At 67.0% G+C, this 22,263-nt stretch carries 28 protein-coding genes; 23 read left to right on the forward strand and 5 right to left on the reverse strand.

Annotation, left to right across the window (positions count from 1 at the left end):
- Window positions 1-51: 51 nt before the first annotated feature.
- The 4 genes from ACH0AE_RS09480 (at window position 52) to ACH0AE_RS09495 (ending at window position 3,820) form a co-directional block, all read left to right on the forward strand.
- Window positions 52-306 carry a hypothetical protein gene (locus tag ACH0AE_RS09480; RefSeq protein ID WP_294444451.1) on the forward strand — a complete coding sequence of 85 codons (255 nt, stop codon included), beginning with the start codon at window positions 52-54 and terminating at the stop codon, window positions 304-306.
- 65 nt (window positions 307-371) lie between these two features.
- The gene (locus ACH0AE_RS09485) at window positions 372-1,151 is read left to right on the forward strand and encodes a metallophosphoesterase (RefSeq protein ID WP_294444464.1); all 780 of its coding nucleotides are present in this window, start codon (window positions 372-374) and stop codon (window positions 1,149-1,151) included.
- 88 nt (window positions 1,152-1,239) lie between these two features.
- Window positions 1,240-2,664 carry a DUF1800 family protein gene (locus ACH0AE_RS09490; protein ID WP_294444452.1) on the forward strand — a complete coding sequence of 475 codons (1,425 nt, stop codon included), beginning with the start codon at window positions 1,240-1,242 and terminating at the stop codon, window positions 2,662-2,664.
- Window positions 2,665-2,668: 4 nt separating this feature from the next.
- Complete coding sequence (locus tag ACH0AE_RS09495; RefSeq protein WP_406875694.1) at window positions 2,669-3,820, forward strand: DUF1501 domain-containing protein; 1,152 nt, start codon at window positions 2,669-2,671, stop codon at window positions 3,818-3,820.
- Between the two features lie 35 nt (window positions 3,821-3,855).
- Here ACH0AE_RS09495 and ACH0AE_RS09500 read toward each other — a convergent pair whose 3' ends face one another.
- Window positions 3,856-4,137, reverse strand: a complete 282-nt coding sequence (locus ACH0AE_RS09500) for a hypothetical protein (protein WP_294444453.1) — start codon at window positions 4,135-4,137, stop codon at window positions 3,856-3,858.
- 189 nt (window positions 4,138-4,326) lie between these two features.
- Between ACH0AE_RS09500 and argS the strand changes: the two genes are divergently transcribed.
- From argS to tatC, 8 genes are all read left to right on the forward strand, one after another.
- Entirely contained in the window at window positions 4,327-6,051 is a 1,725-nt protein-coding gene (argS, locus tag ACH0AE_RS09505; RefSeq protein WP_406875696.1) for an arginine--tRNA ligase, read from the forward strand.
- A 3-nt stretch (window positions 6,052-6,054) separates the two neighbouring features.
- A complete protein-coding gene (locus ACH0AE_RS09510; protein ID WP_294444456.1) occupies window positions 6,055-6,777 on the forward strand; it encodes an SPOR domain-containing protein in 723 nt (240 codons plus the stop codon).
- Between the two features lie 69 nt (window positions 6,778-6,846).
- The gene (locus ACH0AE_RS09515; protein WP_294444457.1) at window positions 6,847-7,854 is read left to right on the forward strand and encodes a glycoside hydrolase family 3 N-terminal domain-containing protein; all 1,008 of its coding nucleotides are present in this window, start codon (window positions 6,847-6,849) and stop codon (window positions 7,852-7,854) included.
- Window positions 7,851-8,576 carry a ScpA family protein gene (locus ACH0AE_RS09520; RefSeq protein WP_294444458.1) on the forward strand — a complete coding sequence of 242 codons (726 nt, stop codon included), beginning with the start codon at window positions 7,851-7,853 and terminating at the stop codon, window positions 8,574-8,576. Before ACH0AE_RS09515 ends, ACH0AE_RS09520 begins: the two co-directional genes overlap by 4 nt.
- Window positions 8,573-9,148 (forward strand): SMC-Scp complex subunit ScpB, encoded by a 576-nt coding sequence (scpB, locus tag ACH0AE_RS09525; protein ID WP_294444459.1) that lies wholly within the window; start codon window positions 8,573-8,575, stop codon window positions 9,146-9,148. Before ACH0AE_RS09520 ends, scpB begins: the two co-directional genes overlap by 4 nt.
- Window positions 9,149-9,174: 26 nt before the next feature.
- Window positions 9,175-9,414: a twin-arginine translocase TatA/TatE family subunit gene (locus ACH0AE_RS09530; RefSeq protein ID WP_294444460.1), complete on the forward strand. Its 240-nt coding sequence runs from the start codon at window positions 9,175-9,177 to the stop codon at window positions 9,412-9,414.
- A 29-nt stretch (window positions 9,415-9,443) separates the two neighbouring features.
- The gene (gene tatB, locus ACH0AE_RS09535; protein ID WP_294444461.1) at window positions 9,444-9,881 is read left to right on the forward strand and encodes a Sec-independent protein translocase protein TatB; all 438 of its coding nucleotides are present in this window, start codon (window positions 9,444-9,446) and stop codon (window positions 9,879-9,881) included.
- Window positions 9,881-10,651 (forward strand): twin-arginine translocase subunit TatC, encoded by a 771-nt coding sequence (gene tatC, locus ACH0AE_RS09540; protein WP_406875699.1) that lies wholly within the window; start codon window positions 9,881-9,883, stop codon window positions 10,649-10,651. Before tatB ends, tatC begins: the two co-directional genes overlap by 1 nt.
- Before the next feature lie 62 nt (window positions 10,652-10,713).
- Here the strand turns inward: tatC and ACH0AE_RS09545 are convergent, their stop codons facing one another.
- The 3 genes from ACH0AE_RS09545 to ACH0AE_RS09555 all read right to left on the reverse strand — a co-directional run bounded on the left by ACH0AE_RS09545 (window position 10,714) and on the right by ACH0AE_RS09555 (window position 13,094).
- Complete coding sequence (locus tag ACH0AE_RS09545) at window positions 10,714-10,839, reverse strand: entericidin A/B family lipoprotein (protein WP_406875701.1); 126 nt, start codon at window positions 10,837-10,839, stop codon at window positions 10,714-10,716.
- Window positions 10,840-11,113: 274 nt separating this feature from the next.
- On the reverse strand, window positions 11,114-12,700 hold the full coding sequence (locus ACH0AE_RS09550) for a sensor histidine kinase (protein ID WP_294441747.1): 1,587 nt from the start codon (window positions 12,698-12,700) through the stop codon (window positions 11,114-11,116).
- 10 nt (window positions 12,701-12,710) lie between these two features.
- The gene (locus ACH0AE_RS09555) at window positions 12,711-13,094 is read right to left on the reverse strand and encodes a NepR family anti-sigma factor (protein ID WP_294441746.1); all 384 of its coding nucleotides are present in this window, start codon (window positions 13,092-13,094) and stop codon (window positions 12,711-12,713) included.
- Window positions 13,095-13,123: 29 nt separating this feature from the next.
- Here ACH0AE_RS09555 and ACH0AE_RS09560 point away from each other — a divergent pair, with 29 nt between their 5' ends.
- From ACH0AE_RS09560 to ACH0AE_RS09570, 3 genes are all read left to right on the forward strand, one after another.
- Complete coding sequence (locus tag ACH0AE_RS09560) at window positions 13,124-13,921, forward strand: response regulator (protein WP_294441745.1); 798 nt, start codon at window positions 13,124-13,126, stop codon at window positions 13,919-13,921.
- A gap of 42 nt (window positions 13,922-13,963) precedes the next feature.
- On the forward strand, window positions 13,964-14,107 hold the full coding sequence (locus ACH0AE_RS09565; protein WP_294441744.1) for a hypothetical protein: 144 nt from the start codon (window positions 13,964-13,966) through the stop codon (window positions 14,105-14,107).
- 102 nt (window positions 14,108-14,209) lie between these two features.
- Window positions 14,210-14,851, forward strand: a complete 642-nt coding sequence (locus tag ACH0AE_RS09570) for a sigma-70 family RNA polymerase sigma factor (RefSeq protein WP_294441754.1) — start codon at window positions 14,210-14,212, stop codon at window positions 14,849-14,851.
- A 17-nt stretch (window positions 14,852-14,868) separates the two neighbouring features.
- Here the strand turns inward: ACH0AE_RS09570 and ACH0AE_RS09575 are convergent, their stop codons facing one another.
- Window positions 14,869-15,111 carry a hypothetical protein gene (locus ACH0AE_RS09575; protein ID WP_294441743.1) on the reverse strand — a complete coding sequence of 81 codons (243 nt, stop codon included), beginning with the start codon at window positions 15,109-15,111 and terminating at the stop codon, window positions 14,869-14,871.
- Between the two features lie 8 nt (window positions 15,112-15,119).
- Between ACH0AE_RS09575 and ACH0AE_RS09580 the strand changes: the two genes are divergently transcribed.
- From ACH0AE_RS09580 to ACH0AE_RS09615, 8 genes are all read left to right on the forward strand, one after another.
- Window positions 15,120-17,789, forward strand: coding sequence for a bifunctional [glutamine synthetase] adenylyltransferase/[glutamine synthetase]-adenylyl-L-tyrosine phosphorylase (locus ACH0AE_RS09580; RefSeq protein ID WP_294441742.1), 2,670 nt, complete (start codon window positions 15,120-15,122; stop codon window positions 17,787-17,789).
- On the forward strand, window positions 17,752-18,198 hold the full coding sequence (locus ACH0AE_RS09585) for a peroxiredoxin (RefSeq protein WP_294441741.1): 447 nt from the start codon (window positions 17,752-17,754) through the stop codon (window positions 18,196-18,198). Before ACH0AE_RS09580 ends, ACH0AE_RS09585 begins: the two co-directional genes overlap by 38 nt.
- A gap of 59 nt (window positions 18,199-18,257) precedes the next feature.
- Complete coding sequence (locus ACH0AE_RS09590) at window positions 18,258-18,995, forward strand: ferritin-like domain-containing protein (protein WP_294441752.1); 738 nt, start codon at window positions 18,258-18,260, stop codon at window positions 18,993-18,995.
- 122 nt (window positions 18,996-19,117) lie between these two features.
- A complete protein-coding gene (locus ACH0AE_RS09595; protein ID WP_294441740.1) occupies window positions 19,118-20,320 on the forward strand; it encodes a M23 family metallopeptidase in 1,203 nt (400 codons plus the stop codon).
- Between the two features lie 67 nt (window positions 20,321-20,387).
- Entirely contained in the window at window positions 20,388-20,726 is a 339-nt protein-coding gene (gene erpA, locus ACH0AE_RS09600; protein ID WP_294441739.1) for an iron-sulfur cluster insertion protein ErpA, read from the forward strand.
- Between the two features lie 10 nt (window positions 20,727-20,736).
- Window positions 20,737-21,507 (forward strand): exodeoxyribonuclease III, encoded by a 771-nt coding sequence (gene xth / locus ACH0AE_RS09605; RefSeq protein WP_294441738.1) that lies wholly within the window; start codon window positions 20,737-20,739, stop codon window positions 21,505-21,507.
- Between the two features lie 261 nt (window positions 21,508-21,768).
- A complete protein-coding gene (locus ACH0AE_RS09610; RefSeq protein ID WP_294441737.1) occupies window positions 21,769-22,011 on the forward strand; it encodes a hypothetical protein in 243 nt (80 codons plus the stop codon).
- A 53-nt stretch (window positions 22,012-22,064) separates the two neighbouring features.
- The gene (locus ACH0AE_RS09615; RefSeq protein ID WP_294441736.1) at window positions 22,065-22,256 is read left to right on the forward strand and encodes a hypothetical protein; all 192 of its coding nucleotides are present in this window, start codon (window positions 22,065-22,067) and stop codon (window positions 22,254-22,256) included.
- The last annotated feature ends 7 nt before the right edge of the window (window positions 22,257-22,263 follow it).

A 22,263-nucleotide genomic window follows, 5' to 3' on the forward strand; every position in this document is an offset into this window, starting at 1 on the left:
CACCCCGGAACCAAATGGTTACTCTCCCGTACTATAAATAGGAGAGAACCCATGGTGCATGAATCGCACTCGGGCGAGGAAGCCGTCGTCATCCTGCAGAGCTTGCTGTGTCTGCTTCGTGAAAAGAACATCCTCACCCGGGCTGATATCGAAACCTTGTGCGATCGCGTCGCGATGCGCGCGACCCAGGCGGACGTTGATCCGCTGCCCTGCTGCGGCGAAGCGGCCCGTGCCGCGGCCGATCAGATGGCGCGCATCGGCGGCTATATCGGCAAGCAATATGGCGGGAAGCATCGTCGTATCTGATGATGTGATTGCAACCATCGCGATTGCCCGCGAACCATTAGGCGGGCAGGGCGTTGGCCATGCCAATGAAGCTATTTCACGTAAGCGACGTGCACTTCGGTGCGGAGGATCCTGCGGCGCTCGCCTGGTTCGAACGCTGCGTCGCCGAAGAACGGCCGGACGCGGTGATCATGACCGGCGATCTGACGATGCGGGCCAAGCCGCACGAATTTGACGCTGGCGGCAAATGGCTGCGCTCGCTGGGCGTGCCGGTCACCGTCGAAGTCGGCAATCACGACATCCCTTATTATTCCGATCCGATCCGCCGCCTGTTCAGCCCCTACAAGCGCTACGGCGCGGCCGAACGCCTGATCGAACAGCCGCTCGACCTTCCCGGCGTCTCCATCATCCCGCTGAAGACGACCGCGCGGGCGCAGCTTCGTCTCAACTGGTCCAAGGGTCGCGTCAGCGACGGCGCCCTGCAGCGGGCGCTCGATCTCACCCGCCAGGCGCCGAAGGGCAATCTCATCTTCGTTGCGGCGCATCACCCGTTGATCGAAGGTCCGACGCGCGGCACGGCGCGCACCCGCAACGGCGCCGAGGCACTGGCGGCGCTCGCCGATGCCGGCGCACATGCGGTGCTGACCGGCCATGTCCACGATCCCTTCGACGTGCCCTATCAGCGCGGCGACTGGACGGTGCGGCTGATCGGCGCCGGCACGCTGTCGAAGCGGCTGCGCACCTCGCCGCCCGCCTTCAACGAGATCCGTATCGCCGATGGCGGGTTCGAGACGCTCGCCCGCACGCTGTCGCCCGAACCGAAGCATCCGATCAGCGAGACCACCGCAGCCGGCGCGCAGGGCTGATCACCACGCTTGCGCGTACCAGCGCGCTTCTTTGACATAATCGTGCGACAAATTCGTTCCATGGGGTGGCGCACGAGGATTTGTGAGAATGAGCGAACGATCGATCGCGCTGAACCGCTTTGGCCTGGGTGCGCGTCCCGAAGATGCGCTGCCGGATGATCCGCGCGGCTGGCTTGAACGGCAGTTGAAACAATATCAGCCGCGCCCCGCGTCGCTCAAGTCGCTGTCCTCCACCGCCACCGTGGTGCAGGACATCGCAGACTATCAGGAGCAGGCCCGCGCGGTGAGGCGCGCCGGCCGTGATCAGGGCGACGGCGCCGGTCAGGGAGGGGCGGGGGACGACGACGTCACTGCCGCGATGATCCTGCGCCGCGATGCGCGCCGCGCGCTTCGCTTCCACTATAATGATGCGGTCGACGCGCGGATCGCCGCAGCGCTCACCACGCCTACCCCGTTCGCCGAGCGGCTGGTGCATTTCTGGGCCAATCATTTCGCCGTATCGGCGGACAATGCGCCAAGCACCGCGCTCGCCGGCGTCTTCGAAATGGAGGCGATCCGGCCGAACATCATGGGCAGCTTCGCCGATCTGCTGCTGGCGGTGGAGCAGCACCCCGCGATGCTGCTCTATCTCAACCAGGCCGAATCGATCGGCCCGGGCAGCAGCTTCGGCCAGCGTCCCCGCGTCATGGCGCGCAAGGGCGGGCTGAACGAGAATCTCGCGCGCGAGATCCTCGAGCTTCACACCATGGGCGTGCGCACCGGCTATTCCCAGGCCGACGTCACGGAGCTTGCCCGCGCGCTCACCGGCTGGACGGTGCCGGGAATCGGCCGCCGCACCGGCGCACGCGAGGTAACCGGCGGCTTCGCCTTCGCCGCCGATCTGCATGAACCGGGCCCGCGGACGATCCTTGGCAAGACTTATCCCGAAGCCGCGGAGGATCAGGCCCGTTCAGTGCTGTCCGATCTTGCGCATCATCCCGCCACGGCGCGCCATCTGGCGACCAAGCTTGCCCGTCATTTCACCAGCGATACCCCGCCCGAGCCCATGATAGCACGGCTGGAACGGGCTTTTCTGGGCTCCGGCGGCGATTTGCCGACCGTCTATCGCGCGATCATCGCCTCCCCCGAAGCCTGGTCGCCGCAGCCCGCCAAGTTCCGCAGCCCGTGGGAATGGTCGATCGCCGCGATGCGCGCGACGGGCAGGGAGGCGGTCGCTGCCGGCTCCGGCGCAGGCCTCCAGAACCAGCTTGGCCAGCCCGTCTGGAAGCCCGGTCAGCCGAGCGGTTTCGACGACATATCAACAACCTGGTCGAGTTCCGACGCGCTGATGCGCCGCGTCGAAGCGGCCGAGCGGCTGGCCCAGCGCAGCAGCGATGTGGACGCCCGCGCGCTCGCCGCCCGACTCTTCCCCGATGCCCTGTCTCCCGCAAGCGCGGAAGCGCTGCGCCGCGCGGAAAGCCCGGGGCAGGCGCTCGCGCTGCTGCTCGTCACGCCCGAAATGATGCGGAGGTAACGCCATGTACGATCGTCGTTCCTTCCTCATCGGCGGCGCGCTGACGACGCTCGCCGCCGGCCTCGCCCCGCGCATGGCCTTCGCCCGTGCCGCCACCGAGCGCCGCTTCGTCTTCATCATCCAGCGCGGCGCCGCCGATGGCCTCGCCACCGTGATGCCGGTCGGCGATCCCGCCTTCGCCGGCCTGCGCGGTGCCTTTGCGGAGGATGCCGCCGCCGCGACGAAGCTCGACGGGATGTTCGCGCTTCACCCGTCGATGACGAACGCGGCACAGCTGTACCGCCAGCGTCAGGCCCTGTTCGTCCAGGCGATTGCCTCACCCTATCGTGATCGCTCGCATTTCGACGGCCAGAACGTGCTCGAGACCGGGGGCGCCGCCGCCTACCAGTCGCGCGATGGATGGATGAATCGCCTACTCGGCCTGCTGCCGCAGGACGGCGCGCGCGCGATTGCGGTTTCCTCCACCGTGCCGATCGCGCTTCGCGGCGACAACAAGGTGGCGAGCTACGCCCCGTCAGCGCTGCCCGATGCGTCGGACGACCTGCTCCAGCGCGTCTCGATGCTCTACCAGGGCGATGCGCAGCTTCACGCGCTTTGGAGCGAGGCGCTCGGCACGCGCGAGCTCGCCGGCGATCTCACCCGGAACAACGGCCAGAACGCTGCGCAGACCGGTGCACTCGCGGCGCGCCTGCTGTTGCCGACGGATGGCGCGCGAATCGCGATGATCGAGACCGGCGGGTGGGATACGCACAGTGGCCAGAAGGGCCGGCTCGCCGCGCAGCTCAAGGGGCTGGACGCGATGATCGCCGCGCTCGAACAGGGGCTCGGCCCGGTGTGGAACGACACCTTGGTGCTGGTCGCCACCGAATTCGGCCGCACCGTCGCGGTGAACGGCACCGGCGGGACGGATCACGGCACGGGCGCCGCGGCGATGCTGCTGGGTGGGAGTGTGAAGGGCGGCCGCGTGCTGGCCGACTGGCCGGGGCTCGCCCCGGCGACACTCTACGAAGGGCGCGATCTGAAGCCGACCATGCGGCTCGACGATCTGATCGCCGGCGCGCTCGCCGGCCATTTCGCGCTCGATCCCGCGCGTACCGGCGCGGCGCTGTTCCCGGCGATCGGAAAGGGCGCGCCGCTCTCAGGCCTCGTGGCCTGAACCCGGGCGGGCGCTGTAGCCCGCCCGTCTTCAGCTCAGTTGGCGGCGGTGACGATCGCGGTGCCGCCGGCCGGCGGCGCGCGGAACGCGACCGGCGTGTTGCCGACGTTGCCCGTGACGCGCTGACCCTTCAGGATCAGGCGGAAACGCTCACCACCGATGCGGCGACCCGTGATCACGGTGCTGCCATCGGCGTTGTTCGCGGTCTCGTAGACATAGGTGTCACGCTCGTGCGTGAAGGTCTTCTGATCGTCGGCATGCGCTGCAACGGGGGCCAGGACGGTCAGGAAAGCGGCGGTGGTGATCAGCTTACGCATCGGATATCTCCTGAGTGGAAAACCCGGCACCCCTCCTTGATCTTCTGCAATGCAGCGTATGTGCTGCGCTGCAACATGGCGATGGCAAAGTGTGCCGATCCGGTTGCAGTTTCTGCACGCGCTGCTCACCGTTTGTCGCATCGCTCCGGTTGGTCTATCGGGCGCGGCTTCACGGACAGAACGGTAGTCATGACGCTTTATCCCCGCTTCGCCGCGCATGTTGACGCTGCGCTCGACGCCCTCGTTGCCGCCGGCGCGCTGGATGCGTCGGTCGATCGCCGCAACGTGACGGTGGAGCCGCCGCGCGATCCCGCACACGGCGATCTTGCTACCAATGCAGCCATGGTGCTGGCGAAGCCCGCCAAGCAGAACCCGCGCGCGCTGGCCGAGAAGATCGCGGCGGAACTCGGCAAGCTCGAGGATGTCACCGCCGTCGAAGTCGCCGGACCAGGCTTCATCAACCTGCGCCTGACGGACGAAAGCTGGCGCGCCGAGCTGGCGGCGATCGCCACCGCCGGCGCGGACTATGGTCGAGCGACTCGCGGGCAGGGGACGACGGTCAACATCGAATATGTCTCGGCCAACCCCACCGGCCCGATGCACATGGGCCACTGCCGCGGCGCCGTGGTCGGCGATGCGCTTGCCTCGTTGCTGGAATTCGCCGGGCACAAGGTGATCCGCGAATATTACGTCAACGACGCCGGCGGCCAGGTCGACGTGCTCGCCCGCTCCGCACACCTGCGGTATCGCGAGGCACTGGGCGCCGACATCGGCACCATTCCGGAGGGCCTGTACCCGGGTGACTATCTGGTCCCGGTCGGTGAGCACCTCGCCCAGACCTATGGCGATCGGTACGTCGACGCACCCGAGGCCGAGTGGCTGGCGCTGTTCCGCAAGGAAGCCGTCGCTGCCATGCTGCGCCTGATCAAGGCGGATCTCGCGCTGCTCGGCATCCATCACGAGATCTTCTCGTCCGAAGCGGAGCTGCAGGCGGCGGGCAAGCCGGAGGCGGCCGAAGCGTGGCTGCGTGCGCGCGACCTGGTGTATGACGGCACGCTCGAAGCCCCCAAGGGCGAGACGCCGGAGGACTGGGAGCCGGTCGAGCTTCCGCTGTTCAGCTCTACGCAATTTGGCGACGATCAGGATCGCCCGATCAAGAAGTCGAACGGCCAGTGGACCTATTTCGGCGCCGATCTCGCCTATCACTTCCAGAAGGCGCAGACCGCTGACGAACTGATCGACATCTGGGGCGCCGATCACGCCGGCACGGTGAAGCGCATCCAGGCCGCCGTCGCCGCGCTCACCGAGGGGAAGGTCCGCTTCGACGTCAAGCTCGTGCAGATGGTGCGCCTGCTCCGCGCCGGTGAGCCGGTTAAAATGTCCAAGCGTTCCGGTAACTTCGTTACGCTTGCTGATGTGGTGCGTGAAGTTGGAAAGGACGTGGTGCGCTTCACGATGCTCACCCGGCGGTCTGACGCGCAGATGGATTTCGACTTCGCCAAGGTGGTCGAGGCGTCGAAGGACAATCCCGTCTTCTACGTGCAATATGCGCATGCGCGGATCGCCTCGCTCCGTCGCCGTGCCGCGGAGGCGAAGGTCGAACTTTCCGCGCCGGACTTGTCCCGGCTTGATACGGAGGAACTGGCGCTGGTGAAGCTGGCTGCGCAATTCCCGCGTGTCGTGGAAACCGCCGCGGCGGCGCGCGAGCCGCACCGGATTGCCTTTTATCTCTATGACTTGGCGGCTGCGTTCCACGCCTTGTGGAATGTCGGCAACGATCGCCCCGATCGCCGCTTCGTCCTCGCCGACGATCCCGCCGTCACGGCCGCACGACTTTTCTTGGCCGATGGGATCGGGCAAATCATTCGTAACGGTCTCTCCATTATGGGGGTGGAGGCAGTATCGGAGATGTAGGGCATGGCGAGCGACGAATTCGATCTCAGGGACGAGGACCGGCTACCCTGGCTCGAAACCGTTGAGCCTGACGAGCCGGAAGGCTCGGGCATCTTCCGCGTCGTCGTCCTCGTTCTCCTTGGCTTGGCGCTGCTTGCCGCGATCGTCTTCGGCATCTTCAGGATGCAGGGCAGCGCGCCGGATGGGCAGGGCGAGCTGATCGTCGCCCAGGAAGGCGATTACAAGATCAAGCCGGAGGATCCGGGCGGGCTGAAGGTGGAAGGCGAGGGCGATTCCGCCATCGCCGCCAGCGCGGGCGCCGATTCCAAGGCCTCGATCGATCTGAAGGCAGTGCCCGAAGCGCCGATCACCGGCCGCCGCGCCAGTGATCCTGCCCCTGCCAAGGATGGCGCGCCCAAGGTCGTCGCATCGGTGCCGCAGGCGGTCGAGAAGCTGAAGGCTGCCGCCCCGATGACGGCGCCGAAGGGCCCGGTCCCCGGCGCCGCCTCGGGTGGCTCGCTCGTCCAGCTCGGCGCCTTCCCCAGCGAAGCCTCGGCCAATGCCGCGTGGAGCGCGATCGCCAAGCGCTTTGCCTATGTCGCGACGCTCGGCAAATCGGTGCAGCAGGCGGAGGTCAACGGGCGCAAGGTCTATCGCCTGAAGGTCAACGCCGGCAGCGCTGGTGCCGCCGCTGACATCTGCGGTCGCCTCACCGTCGCCGGCGAAAAGTGCTTCGTCACCAGCTGAGCCGACGAAGCGAACGGCCCAATGCGCCCGCGGGGTGACGGATTCCGCGGGACCGGCTAACCACCGCCCATGAAGCCAGTGATCTTCGGCCTGTCCGGCCCGGTCCTCACCCCCGACGAGCGCGCCTTCTTCGCCGAGGCGCGCCCCGCCGGCTACATCCTGTTCAAGCGCAACGTCGTCGATCGCGCACAGCTTCGCGCGCTCTCCGACAGCCTGCGCGATCTGGAGGGGCGCAGCGATGTCGCCATCCTCGTCGATCAGGAGGGCGGCCGCGTCGCCCGGCTCGGCCCGCCCGAATGGCCGGCCTTCCCCGCAGGCCCGGCCTTCGACGCATTATACGAAAAGGCGCCGATCTCCGCGATCGAGGCGGCGCGCGCGAACGCGACGGCCCTTGGCCTGATGCTCTCGGAAGTCGGCATCACCGTCGATTGCCTGCCGCTGCTCGACGTTGCTCGCGCCGAGACTACCGAGGCAATCACCAGTCGTGCCTATGGCTGCGAGCCCAAGCGCGTCGCTGCGATGGGCCGCGCGACGCTGGAAGGGCTGGCGGCCGGCGGCGTCGTCGGCGTGGTGAAGCACATGCCCGGCCACGGCCGCGCGATCGTCGACACCCATTATCACCTGCCCACCGTCACCGCGTCCGAGGCGGAGCTGGAGGACGACCTTGCGCCGTTTCGCGCGCTCGCCGGCGCGCCAATGGGGATGACCAGCCACATCATCTTCGAGGCGTGGGACAAGGAGCGCCCCGCTACCCTCTCGCCGATCGTGATCGAGGACGTGATCCGTCGCCGCATCGGCTTCGACGGCCTGCTCATGACCGATGATATCGACATGAAGGCGTTGTCCGGCACGCCGGGAGAGAAGGCCGCCGGCGCGATCGCTGCCGGTTGCGATCTCGTGCTCGATTGCTGGGCGCGCATGCCGGAAATGATCGAGATCGCCGGCCGCCTGGGCGAAATCGCCCCCCGCTCGCGCGAACGGCTCGATGCGGCGATGGCCTGCGTGCCCCCTGCCGCTGGAGATTTCGCGGCGCTGATCGCGAAGCGCGACGCGTTGCTTGCCGTGGCGGCGGCGTGATCGGGGAGCAGCTGACGCTCGATCTCGACGGCTGGGAAGGGCCGCTTGACCTTCTGCTCAACCTCGCGCGTGCCCAGAAGGTCGATCTCAAGCAGATCTCGATCCTCGCGCTGGTCGAGCAATATCTTCTGTACGTCGAGCGCGCCCGCACGCTGAAGCTGGAGCTTGCCGCCGACTATCTCGTCATGGCGGCGTGGCTCGCGTACCTCAAATCCGCACTCCTTCTGCCGCGCGACCCGGAGGTGGAGCCCAGCCCGGAGGAATTGGCGCTTCGCCTCCAGCTGCGGCTCGAACGGCTGGCCGCGATGCGCGAGGCGGGCGCCCGGCTGATGGCGCGGGACCGGCTGGGACGTGACGTCTTCGGCCGCAAGGCACCCGAGGGGCTGCGCACGATCCGCAAGGCGCGCTGGTCGGCCGAGATCTACGATCTCATCGCCGCTTATGGCCGGATCAGTGCGCGTACCCGCCCCGTGATGCACGTCGTGCAGGATCGCCAGGTGATGACGCTTGAGGCGGCGATCGCCCGCGTGTCGGAGCTGCTCGGTACCGAGATCGACTGGACGGTGATTGAGGAGTTCCTGCCGCCCGCCGCGAGTGAAGGCTTCCGTCGCTCCGCGCTCGCCTCGAGCTTCCTTGCCGCGCTGGAGCTTGCGCGCCAGGGCCGGGTCGAACTGCGCCAGGCATCCCCATTCGCACCCTTGTACCTGCGTACCCCGGCATGACCCCGCCCGATGAACTCACCCGCGCGGTGGAGGCGGTCCTCTTCGCCGCGGCCGAGCCGCTGACGCTCGATTCGATCCGCGCCCACGTCGGCGAGGGGGACGTGCGCGCCTCTCTAGATCGGCTGGCGCAGGACTATGCCGGCCGCGGCATCAATCTCGTCCGGCGCGGCGATCGCTGGCTGTTCCAGACCGCGGGCGACATGGCGCACCTCTTGCGCCGGCACCGCGAGGAGGCACGCAAGCTCAGCCGCGCCGGTATCGAGACACTCGCGATCATCGCCTATCACGAACCCGTGACCCGAGCGGAAATCGAGGCAATCCGCGGGGTTCAGATCTCCAAGGGCACGCTCGACGTGCTCATGGAGGCGGGCTGGGTCCGTCCCGCCGGCCGCCGCGAAGTGCCCGGCCGCCCGCTCACCTTCGTCACCACGCCGGAATTCCTCGCCCATTTCGGCCTTCAGTCACGCCGCGACCTCCCGGGTATCGAGGATCTGCGGGCGGCTGGCCTGCTCGACCCGATCGATCTCGCCTTCGATCAACTCGCGGTGGAAAAGAGCGACGATCAGGACTAGATGGGCGGGACTTCAGGAGAATTCCCATGGGTAGCTTCAGCCTCCCGCACATTCTTGTTCTTGCAATCGTTGCCATCCTGCTGCTCGGCGGCGGGCGCTTCTCGAGCATGATGGGTGACGTCGCCAAGGGCGTGAAGAACTTCAAGAAGGGCATGGCCGACGAGGAGGACGAGGTGTCCGCCAAGCCGGCGCAGCGTATCGAGGCGCAGTCGGCAGCCCGCCCGGCCGCCGAGACGACGGTGCATGAGGACAAGGTGGCGCGCTGATCTGACGATCCGTCGCGCCGGGTTCTCGCATGCTTGATTTCAACTTCTCCGAGATGGCGGTCGTCGCCGTCGTGGCGCTGGTCGTCATCGGCCCCAAGGATCTGCCCAAGGCGCTGCGCGTCGCGGGCTATTGGGTCGGCAAGGCGCGTGGTGTCGCGCGCCAGTTCCGCGCCGGCTTCGACGAGATGGTGCGGGAAGCCGAACTCGCCGAGATGGAGAAGAAGTGGCAGGCCGAGAATGAGCGGATCATGCGCGAGCATCCGATGATCACGGCGACGCCGGCGCCGTCCGAACCTCAGGCCGCTTCACAGTGGACGGCGGGCGAGGATGAGCCGCCGGTAATGGTCGAGAAGCCGTTGATCGAGCCTGCGCCGGAGGCCCAGGACGGCGCTCCGGCGGGGCCCGGCGTGCCGACGCCCCCGCCAGCTGAGCGTCCCGCCGCAGCCGAGGGCAGGGCCGCGTCCTGATGTCCGACGAGCTCGACGAAACCCGCGCGCCGCTGCTCGATCACCTGATCGAGCTTCGCCGCCGCTTGCTCTATTGCATCGCCGCGATCGTGGTCGCTTTCGCGATCAGCTATTATTTCGCGGAAGACATCTTCTCCTTCCTGGTTCAGCCGCTGCTTTCCGCCGGCCAGACCAAGCTGATCTACACCGAGATCTTCGAGGCCTTCTTCGTCCAGATCAAGGTCGCCTTCTTCGCGGCGATGATGGTCTCCTTCCCGGTCATCGCGAACCAGTTGTGGCAGTTCGTCGCGCCCGGCCTCTACAAGAGCGAGAAGCGCGCGCTGCTGCCGTTCCTGCTGGCGACCCCGGTTCTGTTCCTCGCCGGCGCCTCGATGGCCTATTACATTGCGGTGCCGATGGCGCTCCACTTCCTCCTGGGGTTCCAGGGCGATGTCGGCGGCGTGAACCAGGAGGCGCTGCCGGCGATCGGCAATTACCTCTCGTTCATCATGCAGTTCCTGTTCGGCTTCGGCATCGCCTTCCTGCTGCCGGTGCTGCTGATGCTGCTGGAGCGGGCAGGGATCGTCACGCGGCAACAGCTGGTCTCCGCGCGCCGCTACGCCATCGTCGGCGCCTTCGCGATCGCTGCGGTGCTCACGCCGCCGGACGTCGGGTCGCAGCTGCTGCTCGCGATCCCCTTGTGCTTCCTCTACGAACTGGCGTTGATCGGCATCTGGTTCACCGAGCGCCGCCGGGCGCGCACCGCGGAAAAGCCCGCCGCCGCCGAATAAGCGAACGGCGGGCGCGGCCCCCTTGGCCGCGCCCGCCGTCGCGAATTCCTTGTGTCTCGAGGTTACTTGGCGGTGTTCGCGATCGCGTCGCCCGCCGAGGACACGTCCTCGCCTGCGCCCCTGACGGTGTTGCATGCCGACACCATCAGCGCACCGGCCACCACAATCATTCCGATCATCTTCTTCATAAGATTCCTCCTGGACGCGGCGTGCTGCCGAAAGCGCAAATGCGTCACGCCGCGCTTCGTTCCGCTGCATCAATGATGTGGAGAAGCCCCGAAATAATAAGGCCCGGAAGCGTCACCGGGGGGGGGGGAGGGTTGACGCTTCCGGGCCTATGTCGCGGATAGCGAGAGCGGGGGGGCATAAGGTCGCTATCCGAAGTACAAAACGTCGCTTTCGAAGGGCGGTTCCGCAGAATTCGGCGTGCTGCGAAAAAACTTTCGCGCCTCGCCAAACCGCTCAGTCGCGGCCCAGAACCGCGATCGTGATCTCGTAGGCGCCGGCCAGCGGATCGTGGTGGAGCGGCGCGCGCAACTGGCGTGACAGCCCCTCGATCACCCGACCGAAACGGGTCGCCAGTCCCTCGCGCAGCGCCGGGCTCTCGACCAACGCGCGGGACGAGACGCGCAGCGTCGCCCGTCCGGGCTCCGACGATTCCTTCAACGATACCCGCAGTTGGGCGGAAGGATCGCACAGCACCGCAAGCTCGATCAGCTCGGTGACGATGAAGGCCACCGCCACCGCCACGTCCTGCGTGACGAGATAGGGATCGATGTCGAGTTGGATGCGCAGCTGCGTTCCCTCGGGCGAGGTCGCGCGAATGTTCGATGCCAGCTCGCCCAGCATGGGCCGCAGCCCCAGGCCGCGATTTTCCTCCAGCTCGGCGAAGTGATTGCGGTGCACCACCGCCAGCGCATCCACGCGGCGCTGGATAGAGGAATAGGCCTCGGTCGCCTCGGGCGATTTCGCGCCGCGCGCGTGGAAGTTGATCAGGCTGGAGATTACCTGAAGGTTGTTCTTCACCCGGTGGTGAACCTCGCGGGTAAGCTTCGTCTGGCGCACCAGGCCCTCGGCCAGCCCGGCTTCGTGGACCGCCACCGTATGGGTCAGCGCGCGGAACGTGTCGCCAAGCTCGCGCAGCTCCTGCGCGGGCAGGGATCGAACGATCGTCTCGTCCGGCTCGTCTCCCGGCGTGAAGGCAGCGACATGCCGGCGTAGCCGCCGCAGCGGCCGGATCAACAGATGGTCCACCACGAACCAGGCGATGCCCGCCGCCGCCGCCCACATGATCAGCGGCAGCAGCAGCGCGATGACCAGCGGGGATGTTATGGGGGCCGAGCGCACCTCCATCTCCAGCGCCAGCTCGCCAATGCCCAGCTCGGTCCGGCTCGCCTCGCGCCGCTCAAGCGCCGATTCGCGCGGCATCGGGCGAAGCACCAGCGCCTGCCCATCGCGTACCAATGTCGCCGCATAGGCGGGGGTGAAGCCGCTCGGGCGGCTCAGGTCCGCTAGGAAATCGGTCGGGAAGAAGGCCGCTGCCGTCACCTGGCGCTTGTCGCCGGCGACCCCCAGCAACAGTCCACGATCAGGCAAGATCTGTGCTGCGACCGCGCTGTCACGCGCCTTGCGGGCCGTCTCGTGTGCCCCCTGGAAGCCGGCACCGCATAGAACCGCACCGCGCCGGTCGAAGATGACGAAGCGGGCGCCATTCGCTGCCTGTTGCGCGAAGACACCCTGGACCCGGGCGCAGCTTGGCGCGTCACGCGCATCGCTTTCCATAGCGTCGACCGCAACGCGCAGCGCGGTCATGTCACCGACGAGCTCGATCGCCAGCGCGCGGCTGCTCTCGGCCGCGGCAACCCGCAGGCCGGCGCGGGCCTCGGTATCGGCGATCTGGGTGATCCGCAGCGTCGCGAAGACGGCAATGATCGCGAGTGGAAGCAGCGCGATCGAGAGAATGAACAGGAGTTTCGCGCCGGTCGGCCAGCGCATCATGAAGGTCGGCGGCGCCGCGCCAACGCGCGAATCATCCGCCGCGTCTGTCATGGTTGGGGCTCTAGCCGAGCTTTCCGAGCAGTGAAATGAACTCGTCGGGGACGGCCTCGTCGACGGTCTTCTGATAGATCGATCGCAGGGCGGCTCCCATGTCCCGGTCCTTGGACTGGGGCTTGGCCTCCCCCTTCTTCACCGGTTTGACTGGCGCTTCCTTGTCCGAAACCAACACTAACCCCCCGAGAACACCCGTTCCGTGAAAATGATGTCTGCCAATGGCCGGATACGGGCCGCAGCGCCAGCCACTGAATAGCGTGCTGGCGTTCGTGAAACCAAAGAGCCGTTCGTTGGTTCCATCACCCGGTAACGAAATACGTTGCCGGGCGTCGTGTCGCCCCCGGGGGGGAACGACGAAGTTGATCAATCCGGGCATGGCGCCCAAAGCCATGCTCTTTTTCTATGGAGTCGTTCCGCCTCATGTCGCTTGGACAACAGCTCGCGCCGCACCTGCCGTTCCTTCGTCGTTATGGGCGCGCGCTTACCGGCAGCCAGTCGCAGGGCGACAAATATGTGCGTGCAACGCTCGAGGCGATCGTTGCCGCACCGGAGGAATTCCCGCGCGACGTGGATCCGCGTCTCGGCCTCTATCGCACCTTCCAGGCGATCTGGAATTCCACCAACAGCGATGAGGAAGCCGATCCGGGCCTCGTCGACGATCAGGAAGCGGTCGCTCGCGCACGTCTCGCGCGGATGACGCCGCTGTCGCGCCAGGCGTTGCTGCTCACCGCGATGGAAGGTTTCTCGACCGAGGACGCGGCCTATCTGATCGACGTCACCCCGTCGGAAGTCGAAGCGCTCGTCGCCGAGGCGCTGGGCGAAATCGAGAAGCAGACGCGTGCCCGCGTGCTGATCATCGAGGACGAACCGATCATCGCGATGGACGTGGAGACGATCGTGCGCGATCTCGGCCACGAAGTGACCGGCGTGGCCGTCACGCGCGACGAAGCGGTGGCGCTGGCGATGGAGGATCGCCCTGGTCTGGTCCTGGCGGACATCCAGCTCGCCGACGATTCCTCGGGCATCGATGCGGTGAAGGACATCCTCGCCGAATTCCAGGTGCCGGTGATCTTCATCACCGCGTTCCCGGAACGTCTGCTGACGGGCGAACGGCCGGAGCCGACTTTCCTCATCACCAAGCCGTTCCAGCGTTCGACGGTGAAGGCCGCGATCAGCCAGGCTTTGTTCTTCGATCAGTCGACCGCGCCGGTTTCGTAAATTCGATACGGACCCAAAACAGTCTTCGGGGGTTGAACAGCCATGGCTGATGAAAACGAACGGGTCGAGGTTACCGGAACCGAAGCGCGTGCGGGTGCGACCCCCCATATGACGCGCTACATTCTGCCGATATCGCTTGTGTTGGTGATCGTGATCTTCGCGATTATCCTTCTTTCCAGGCAGTAATCAGGCGCAATGCTGACTGAACAGCTGGCAAAGCACGCCGGCACCACCTATCTTGCCGGAGGAACGCCGGGTGCTACCGGCGCGGGGATTGATCGACAGACTATGGCCGAAACTGAACCGCGCGACGAAGTCGCGGCCGAAGACGGCCCGGTTGAGCACGTTTCTCTATCCGATCCGGAATTCAAGCAGCAGCTGGGTCAGGTGATCCCGCATCTTCGCGCCTTCGGGCGCTCGCTGTCGGGAAACCGTGATCTCGCGGACGATCTTGTCCAGGAGACGCTGCTGAAGGCTTGGGCCGCGCGCAAACGCTTCCAGGCAGGCACGAACATGCGTGCCTGGACGTTCATCATCCTGCGCAACCTCTATCTGTCGCAGATGCGCCGCGCGCGCTTCAAGGGTGAGTGGGACGATCTGGTTGCCGATCGGTTGCTCGCCGCACCGGCCAGCCAGGACAAGCACGTCGAGCTGGCCGATATGCAGCGTGCGCTCCTCCACCTTCCGCAGCCCCAGCGCGAGGCGCTGATCCTCGTTGGGGCAGGCGGCTTCGCTTACGAAGAGGCGGCAGAGATCTGCGGCGTCGCGGTCGGCACGATCAAGAGCCGTGTCGCCCGCGGCCGTGTCGCGCTTGAGGCGCTGATGGCGGGCAATGACATGACGACCCGTACGGCGCAGGGCCTCATCCGCGAAAAGCCGACGCTGGACGAGATCATGGACGAGGTGGACGAGCTCAGCCGCGATCGCTGAGCGTCCATTTCCTCGCGTCAGTGTGACCAGGTGATCCGGTCGAGCGCGTCCAACGCCTTGCTCAGATCATCTGGAAGACGGCGCCCGCCGTTGAAGGCGCAGCGCAGGGACTCTCCCAGCGCATCGGTTGCACGGGGGCGCGGCACGAAATAGGCATCTCCGCCGCGCTGATCGTCTCGCTGTTCAATACCCATCATGCCGACTAAAACGGCCAAATGATCGGTAAGTTGCGCGCAGACGCGAAATGAGCGCCTTGTCAAGCGAAAAAATGCAAGCTTCGGCCTTTGACGATGCCGTCGGCCGGGCGCGGGATTTCGCACCCTTTCTGGCGATGCTGCTCCAGCGCGATCCGGAATTTTCGCTCGCATCGCTGGCGTCACCGGTGGACGTGGATCCGTCGCTGCCGCCCGCCGTGGCGCTTCGTCGCGCGCGTCGTCGGGTGGCGCTCAGCGTCGCGATCGGTGATCTCGCCGGCATCTTCGACCTGACGGAAGTTACACACCGGCTTTCGGATTTTGCCGACAAGGCGCTTGATCTCGCGATCCAAACGGCATTGGTGGAGCGCTATCCCGATGCCGAGCCGCGCGGTTTCGCCGCGATCGCGCTCGGCAAGCAGGGCAGCCGCGAACTCAATTACTCCTCCGATATCGATCCGATCTTCCTGTTCGATCCGGCCACGCTGCCGACCCGCCGTAACGAGGAGCCGGTGGAAGCCGCGGTGCGCATCGGCAAGCGCGTCGTCGAGCTGCTGCAGGCCCGCGACGGCGAAGGCTATGTCCTTCGCGTCGATCTTCGCCTTCGCCCGACGCCCGAGGCGACACCGATCGCGCTGCCGATCGATGCCGCGATCACTTATTATGAATCGCAGGCGTTGCCGTGGGAGCGCGCGGCCTTCATCCGCTCGCGCGCCGCGGCGGGCGACATCGCGCTCGGCAACCGCTTTCTCGATGCGATCCGCCCGTTCGTCTGGCGCCGCAGCCTCGATTTCGGTGCAATCGGCGAGATCGTCGCCATCACCCAGCGGATCCGCGATCATTATTCGCAAGGCCAGGCGTTCGGCCCCGGCTACGATCTGAAGCGCGGCCGTGGCGGCATCCGCGAGATCGAATTCTTCGCGCAGATCCATCAGCTGATCCACGGCGGTCGCGATCCAGCCTTGCGCGTGCCTGACACGCGCGAGGCGCTGGCCGCGCTTGCCGCGGCCGGGCGGATCGATGCGCGCGAGGCGGCGCTGCTCAGCGACGCTTACGTTGCGCTGCGCACCGCCGAGCACCATGTGCAGATGATCGATGATCGGCAGACCCATGAACTGCCCGGTGCAGAAGCGCTCGATCGCGTCGCAAAGCTGGACGGACGTGCCCAAGGCGCCGCCATGCTTGATCATCTGCGACCGCATGTCGACCATGTCGCCGCCATTTTTGATCGGCTTGCCGCGCCTGCCGCGCCCTCCTTGTCGGCCGATCCGGTCAAGTTGAACGACCAGCTCGCCGCCGCCCGCTTCGATGATCCGGACACTGCCGCCGCTCGCATCGCCGCCTGGCGCGCCGGCCGCTATCCAGCGCTGCGCAGCGCCGCGGCCCAGGCGGCGCTCGAAGCGGTCCTGCCCAGCCTCGTCGGTGCACTCGCGGACGCTCCCGTGCCGCAGGCGGCGCTGCTACGGCTCGATCGGCTGCTCGAAAGATTGCCCAGCGCGATCAACATCTTCCGCCTGCTGGAGGCGCGTCCGGCGCTTACCGCGCTGCTCGCGCAACTGCTCAGTCACGCGCCCACCCTGGCCGATGAACTGGCCCGCCGCCCTGATCTGCTGGACGGCCTGATCGACGCCTCCGCCTTCGATCCGGTCCCGTCGGTCGAGGAACTAGCCGCCGAAATGCAGACCCGCGAGCGCGGCGCGGATTACCAAGTCCGCCTCGAGCACGTCCGCCGCGTCGTCGGCGACCGCCGCTTCGCGCTCGGCACCCAGATCATCGCCGGCGCCGCCGATCCGCTGGCCGTCGCGTCCGGCTACTCGCGCGTCGCCGAGGCGGCGGTGGAAGTGCTCACCAGCGCCACGATCGCCGAATTCTCGCGTGCTCACGGCCGCGTGCCCGACAGCGAATTCGTGATCCTGGCGCTCGGCCGGCTGGGCGGCGGCGCGCTCACCCATGCCTCGGATCTGGATCTTATCTACCTGTTCACAGGCGACTTTTCGGCCGAGTCCGATGGTCCCAAACCGCTCGGTGCGACACTCTACTACAACCGCCTCGCACAGCGCGTGACGGCCGCTCTGTCGGTGCCGACCGCCGCCGGCCCGCTCTACTCGATCGACACGCGCCTACGCCCCTCCGGCACGCAGGGCCCGCTCGTGGTGAACGTGGATTCGTTTGCGCGCTACCAACGCGAGGACGCCTGGACATGGGAGCATATGGCGCTCACCCGGGCCCGCCCGGTGTTTGGTTCGCCAGCCGCCCGTGCCGCGCTCGATGAGATCATCGGCGGCGTGCTTGCTGGGGACAGGCCGGAGCGGGACGTCGTCGCCGATGCGATCAGGATGCGCGCAGAGATGGCCGCGCACAAACCGCCGCAGGGGCCGCTCGATGCGAAGCTGCTGCCCGGCGGGCTCGTCGATCTGGAATTCACCGTGCACGTGGCGCAACTCACGCGCCGCACGGGCTTCGACCCCGATCTTGGCCGCGCGATCGAATTGCTCGGCCTGCCGGCGTCGCTGCGGGAAGCGCACGATCTGTTGACCCGGCTCCTCGTCACCATGCGGCTCGTTGCGCCCGACGCGGCCGAGCCCGAGGCACCCGCGACCCGCGCGCTCGTCGCCCGCGCGCTGGGGCAGGGGAACTGGGAAGGGGTGGTTGTGGCTTTCGATGCCGCGCGGCAGGAGGTGCGCGCCGCATGGGATGGAGTGACGCATGGACAAGCTGCCCGATCTGACGCTGACGGGATCTGACGGCGCACCGCTCCGACTGCGCGGTCTGCCCCTGCCGCTCGTCGTCTATTTCTATCCCAAGGACGATACGACCGGCTGCACGCGTGAAGCGCAGGACTTTTCGGCGCTCTCCGCCGACTTCGCCGCCATCGGCGTGCACGTGATCGGCGTATCCAAGGATCCGCCGAAGAAGCACGAGAAGTTCATCGCCAAATACGATCTCACGGTGGCGCTCGCTAGCGACGAGGATGGCAGCGCGTGTGAGGCGTTCGGCACCTGGGTCGAGAAGTCGATGTACGGCCGCACCTACATGGGCATCGAGCGCGCGACCTTCCTGTTCGGCAAGGATGGGGCGCTCGTGCAAGAATGGCGCAAGGTGAAGGTCCCCGGTCACGCGGCCGCCGTGCTTGAGGCGGCGCGCGCATTGTGACGGAGCTTCACGCGAGCATCGCGCAGGCGGCGCGGGCGGTGCTCCTCGCAGGCGAGCCCATGGCCAAGGTAAAGGCAGCACGGCAGGCGGCGCGCGACTGGCGGGCGGGGCGCCTTGCCCACCGCTTCGACGTGGCGATGCCGGATGAGCCGGCGCGGCCCGCGCGGCCGGAGCTTCTGCCGCCCAACCGGATGCCCAAGCGCGGCAAAGGCGGCTCGGAACGCGGTCGCCTCGCGCTGCTCCACGCGCTGGCGCATATCGAGTTCGTCGCGATCGATCTCGCGTTCGACATGGCAGGCCGCTTCGGCGCGCAATTCCCGCGCAGCTTTGTTGATGACTGGATCTCGGTCGGCGCAGACGAGGCGATGCATTTTGCGCTGCTCGATCGCCGGCTTCGTTCGCTCGGCAGCGAATATGGCGCGCTGCCCGCGCACGCCGGTCTGTGGGAAGCCGCGAGCGCTACTGCCGAGGATGCCGTCGCGCGGCTCGCTGTGGTGCCAATGGCGCTGGAGGCCCGCGGCCTCGACGTTACGCCGGTGACGGTCGAGCGCTTCGAGGCGGCCGGCGATCATACAAGTGCTCGGATTCTGCAGCGAATCTATAACGATGAAATTCGCCACGTGCGGTACGGCACGACATGGTTCCAGCATGCCTGCGCCGAATCCCGCCTCGCCCCAGCGGAGCATTGGCGCGGCCTCATCGCGGCGCATTTCAGGGGCGTCATTAAAGGTCCGTTCAACGACTCGGCGCGCAACTCTGCCGGCTTGACGCGGGATTACTACGCCGCGCTTGCGTAATTGTTCCCGACCGGGTCAGTAGCATCCGTCCGGGTGCGGGGGGCCGCTTCCAGACAAGTGAACAACCAATGCGCGTCGGGTCGCCTCGACGTCACTCGTTTCAACGACTTGTTCGGGGTTCGATGACCAAGATTCTAACCGCACCGGCCACTCGCATCGCTGCTGGTGCACGCTTCCTCTTTTCGCCGCGCAACGTGATCTTCCATGATGGCCAGACTGTCCGCCGTGTCCGCCTCCGCGGCACGTCGCAGGGCGTTGCGGCCAGCGTTGCCGCGGTTGTCGTCGCCTTCGCCGGCTATGGTGCCGCGACGGCGACCAGCCATGCCGCGATCGCTGCGGGCATTTCGGAGCCGGCGCAGCACGAACAGCGCGTTGCGACGATGGAGCGCAAGCTCGCCAGTATGCAGACGCGTGTTCAGACGATCCGTGAAACCGCTGAGCAGCATGCGAGCCGGCTTGAGCAGCGCCAGGCGCTGCTCGCCGCGGCACTGACGGGCGAGGGCGACGAGAAGAAGCTGGCGCTTGCCACGCTCAAGATCGATCCGGCGGGCGATCGCCTCGCTGCCTATGCCGTCGCGCCGTTCGCCAAGGTCGAGCGTCACCAGGCGATGCTGGCACAAGCCGCGACCGAGCAGCTGCGCGAGCGCTACGATCTTGCCACCCGTGAGCTGCGCGAACGCGGTGTACGTCTTGAGCGGATCGCCAAGAACAAGAAGTCCACCGCGATGGGTGGCCCGCTGATCCCGGCGGCAAGCGCCGAGGCGACCGCCGATCTGACGGCCGATGCGCAGTTCCGCTCGCTGTTCATGACCTGGAAGAAGCTCGACACGCTTGAGCAGGGCGTGATCTCGATCCCGTCGGTTCAGCCGGTCCAGCACCTCACCTTCACCAGCAATTTCGGCATCCGCAGCGATCCGTTCCGCGGGTCGGCCGCGATGCACGCCGGCGTCGACATTCCCGGGCCGACCGGCACGCCGATCTACGCCACGGCCGATGGCATCATCAGCCACGCTGCGCGCCAGGGCGGCTATGGCAACATGATCGAGATCAACCACGGCAAGGGCATCGCGACCCGCTATGGTCACCTCTCGAAGATCATCGTCAGCGATAATGCCCGCGTGCGCCGCGGTCAGATCATCGGCCTGATGGGCTCGACCGGTCGTTCGACGGGCCCGCACCTCCATTATGAAGTGCGGATCGACGGCCGCGCGGTGAACCCGGTGCCGTTCCTCACCACGGCGGATTATCTCCTCGCCGCGCAGGATCGCTCGGTCGGCCAGATCCCGGTGTCGAGCACCGGCCCGGCTGCGCAGGACGGCCTCTGATCCTGAAGCATTGATCGGCGCCCGGGTCCTGTTGCGGGCAGGGCCGCGGGCGCCTATCTCTCAAGTCATGGCAACGCTCGCGAACGACATCGCCCTGACCAGTTCCGCCGCAGCGCGGGTCGCCGCCATCGCGGTCAAGCAGAATCGGCCCGCGATCCTCCGCCTGTCGGTCGAAGGCGGCGGCTGTTCGGGCTTCCAGTACAAATTTGGCTTTGCCGACGCGCCGGAGAGTGGCGACGTGGTCGTCGAAACCGATGGCGTACGGCTGGTGGTGGACGACGTCAGCCTCGATCTGGTCCGCGGGGCCTCGGTCGATTACGTAGAATCGCTCGGTGGTGCCGCGTTCAAGGTCGACAATCCGGTCGCGGCGTCGGGATGCGGTTGCGGGACCAGCTTCTCGGTGTAATCACCTGGCCGTGAAGATCGTCACTTACAACGTCAACGGCATCAAGGCGCGCCTGCCGCGCCTGATGGAGTATCTCGCCGAGCAGCAGCCCGATATCGTCTGCCTGCAGGAGCTGAAGTCCAGCGACGAGACCTTTCCGGAACAGGAGATCCGCGACGCCGGCTATGGCGCGGTGTGGCATGGTCAGAAGGGATTCAACGGCGTCGCGGTGCTCGCCAAGGGCGCCGACCCGGTCGAGCGGCAACGTGGCCTCGGGGGCGAGCCGGAGGATGATCACAGCCGCTACCTCGAGTGCGAGGTGGACGGGCTCACCGTCGCATCGATCTATTTGCCCAACGGCAATCCGCAGCCCGGCCCGAAGTTCGATTACAAGCTGCGCTGGATCGAGCGTCTGTCCGCGCGTGCGGCCGAACTGTTGCGGGCAGAGGAGCCAGCGGTGCTCGCCGGCGATTATAACGTCATCCCGAACGACGACGACACCTTCTCGGTGCGCGCCATGGCGAGCGACGCGCTGATGCAGCCGGAAAGCCGCGCCGGCTACCGCCGCCTGCTGGCGCAAGGCTGGACTGATGCGCTTCGCGTTCGCCAGCCGAACGGCGGTGTCTGGACGTTCTGGGATTACCAGGCCGGCGCGTGGCAGCGGGATGCCGGCTTCCGCATCGATCATCTGCTGCTCTCTCCCGCTGTCGCCGATCGGCTCGTCGAAGCGGGGGTCGACAAGGAATATCGCGGCCGGGAAAAGGCCAGCGACCACGCCCCCACCTGGGTCCGCCTGCGCTAAAGGCCCCGCGCGCACATCCTTCCGTTGCAGAAAAATGTCGTTCGGGTGCGGACGCCGCTGCGTGCACTGTCCGGTAATGCACACCAGCTTCTTGGCCTGATCCGCCGCGGGTTGGTGAATTTCGCCGAAGATCGGGAGGTGGCCGGACGGGCTAATCTGGCAAGTCATTGAAATCACGTGCGACGAGAAACTGGCACGCGGGATGCAATGGGTCAGGCAGGTAGCGCTTGGGGCGCTGCCTGAACTGAGAGGAAGCCCACCATGACCATCTTCGCCATCGCCGCCGCCCTGTTCGCCGCCGCTCCCGAGCCGACCCCTGCGCCGCCCGCGCCCGTCGCTCCCACCGCCGCTCAGGACAGCTCGCGCATCAGCGTCGCGCCGCGCGACGATACCCGCCGCATCTGCGTGGTCGATACGTTCACCGGCACCCGCATTGCCAGCAAGGTTTGCCGCACCCGCGCGCAGTGGATCGCCGAGGGCGTTGACCCGCTCGCCAAGCAGTAAGTCGACCAGCGCGGAGCCCGCAAGGATCCGCACGCCCTGAAGGAGAGGGTAGAATGAAGGCGCTAGAGTTCGCGATGGTGGCGACGGCGGTTGCCGGCCCGGTGGTCCATGCCGATGGCATGGGCGCCGGACGGCCCCGGCCGCACCGCACCCTGGCGTCGGGCCCAGCGCCGAAAAGCCGGGCATCCACCAATCGGCCCGGCTTCTACGAGAGCATCACCCAGCCGGCAGTGATTGCTGGCTGAGGTCTGC

Source organism: Sphingomonas sp. 179-A 2A2 NHS (genome assembly GCF_045371305.1).
Classification (GTDB): Bacteria; Pseudomonadota; Alphaproteobacteria; order Sphingomonadales; family Sphingomonadaceae; genus Sphingomonas.

Excerpts from the sequence above, each read along its gene's own strand:
- ACH0AE_RS09615 (WP_294441736.1), top strand. The coding sequence starts at position 22,065 with ATGAAGGCGCTAGAGTTCGCGATGGTGGCGACGGCGGTTGCCGGCCCG.
- ACH0AE_RS09495 (WP_406875694.1), top strand. The coding sequence starts at position 2,669 with ATGTACGATCGTCGTTCCTTCCTCATCGGCGGCGCGCTGACGACGCTC.
- ACH0AE_RS09490 (WP_294444452.1), top strand. The coding sequence starts at position 1,240 with ATGAGCGAACGATCGATCGCGCTGAACCGCTTTGGCCTGGGTGCGCGT.
- tatC (WP_406875699.1), top strand. The coding sequence starts at position 9,881 with ATGTCCGACGAGCTCGACGAAACCCGCGCGCCGCTGCTCGATCACCTG.
- ACH0AE_RS09550 (WP_294441747.1), bottom strand. The coding sequence starts at position 12,700 with ATGACAGACGCGGCGGATGATTCGCGCGTTGGCGCGGCGCCGCCGACC.
- ACH0AE_RS09595 (WP_294441740.1), top strand. The coding sequence starts at position 19,118 with ATGACCAAGATTCTAACCGCACCGGCCACTCGCATCGCTGCTGGTGCA.
- ACH0AE_RS09555 (WP_294441746.1), bottom strand. The coding sequence starts at position 13,094 with ATGGCTTTGGGCGCCATGCCCGGATTGATCAACTTCGTCGTTCCCCCC.
- argS (WP_406875696.1), top strand. The coding sequence starts at position 4,327 with ATGACGCTTTATCCCCGCTTCGCCGCGCATGTTGACGCTGCGCTCGAC.
- ACH0AE_RS09610 (WP_294441737.1), top strand. The coding sequence starts at position 21,769 with ATGACCATCTTCGCCATCGCCGCCGCCCTGTTCGCCGCCGCTCCCGAG.
- ACH0AE_RS09500 (WP_294444453.1), bottom strand. The coding sequence starts at position 4,137 with ATGCGTAAGCTGATCACCACCGCCGCTTTCCTGACCGTCCTGGCCCCC.
- ACH0AE_RS09565 (WP_294441744.1), top strand. The coding sequence starts at position 13,964 with ATGGCTGATGAAAACGAACGGGTCGAGGTTACCGGAACCGAAGCGCGT.
- tatB (WP_294444461.1), top strand. The coding sequence starts at position 9,444 with ATGCTTGATTTCAACTTCTCCGAGATGGCGGTCGTCGCCGTCGTGGCG.
- ACH0AE_RS09545 (WP_406875701.1), bottom strand. The coding sequence starts at position 10,839 with ATGAAGAAGATGATCGGAATGATTGTGGTGGCCGGTGCGCTGATGGTG.
- ACH0AE_RS09530 (WP_294444460.1), top strand. The coding sequence starts at position 9,175 with ATGGGTAGCTTCAGCCTCCCGCACATTCTTGTTCTTGCAATCGTTGCC.
- ACH0AE_RS09560 (WP_294441745.1), top strand. The coding sequence starts at position 13,124 with ATGTCGCTTGGACAACAGCTCGCGCCGCACCTGCCGTTCCTTCGTCGT.
- ACH0AE_RS09570 (WP_294441754.1), top strand. The coding sequence starts at position 14,210 with ATGGCCGAAACTGAACCGCGCGACGAAGTCGCGGCCGAAGACGGCCCG.
- ACH0AE_RS09480 (WP_294444451.1), top strand. The coding sequence starts at position 52 with ATGGTGCATGAATCGCACTCGGGCGAGGAAGCCGTCGTCATCCTGCAG.
- ACH0AE_RS09590 (WP_294441752.1), top strand. The coding sequence starts at position 18,258 with ATGGCCAAGGTAAAGGCAGCACGGCAGGCGGCGCGCGACTGGCGGGCG.
- ACH0AE_RS09580 (WP_294441742.1), top strand. The coding sequence starts at position 15,120 with ATGCAAGCTTCGGCCTTTGACGATGCCGTCGGCCGGGCGCGGGATTTC.
- ACH0AE_RS09585 (WP_294441741.1), top strand. The coding sequence starts at position 17,752 with ATGGACAAGCTGCCCGATCTGACGCTGACGGGATCTGACGGCGCACCG.
- ACH0AE_RS09510 (WP_294444456.1), top strand. The coding sequence starts at position 6,055 with ATGGCGAGCGACGAATTCGATCTCAGGGACGAGGACCGGCTACCCTGG.
- erpA (WP_294441739.1), top strand. The coding sequence starts at position 20,388 with ATGGCAACGCTCGCGAACGACATCGCCCTGACCAGTTCCGCCGCAGCG.
- ACH0AE_RS09485 (WP_294444464.1), top strand. The coding sequence starts at position 372 with ATGAAGCTATTTCACGTAAGCGACGTGCACTTCGGTGCGGAGGATCCT.
- ACH0AE_RS09515 (WP_294444457.1), top strand. The coding sequence starts at position 6,847 with ATGAAGCCAGTGATCTTCGGCCTGTCCGGCCCGGTCCTCACCCCCGAC.
- scpB (WP_294444459.1), top strand. The coding sequence starts at position 8,573 with ATGACCCCGCCCGATGAACTCACCCGCGCGGTGGAGGCGGTCCTCTTC.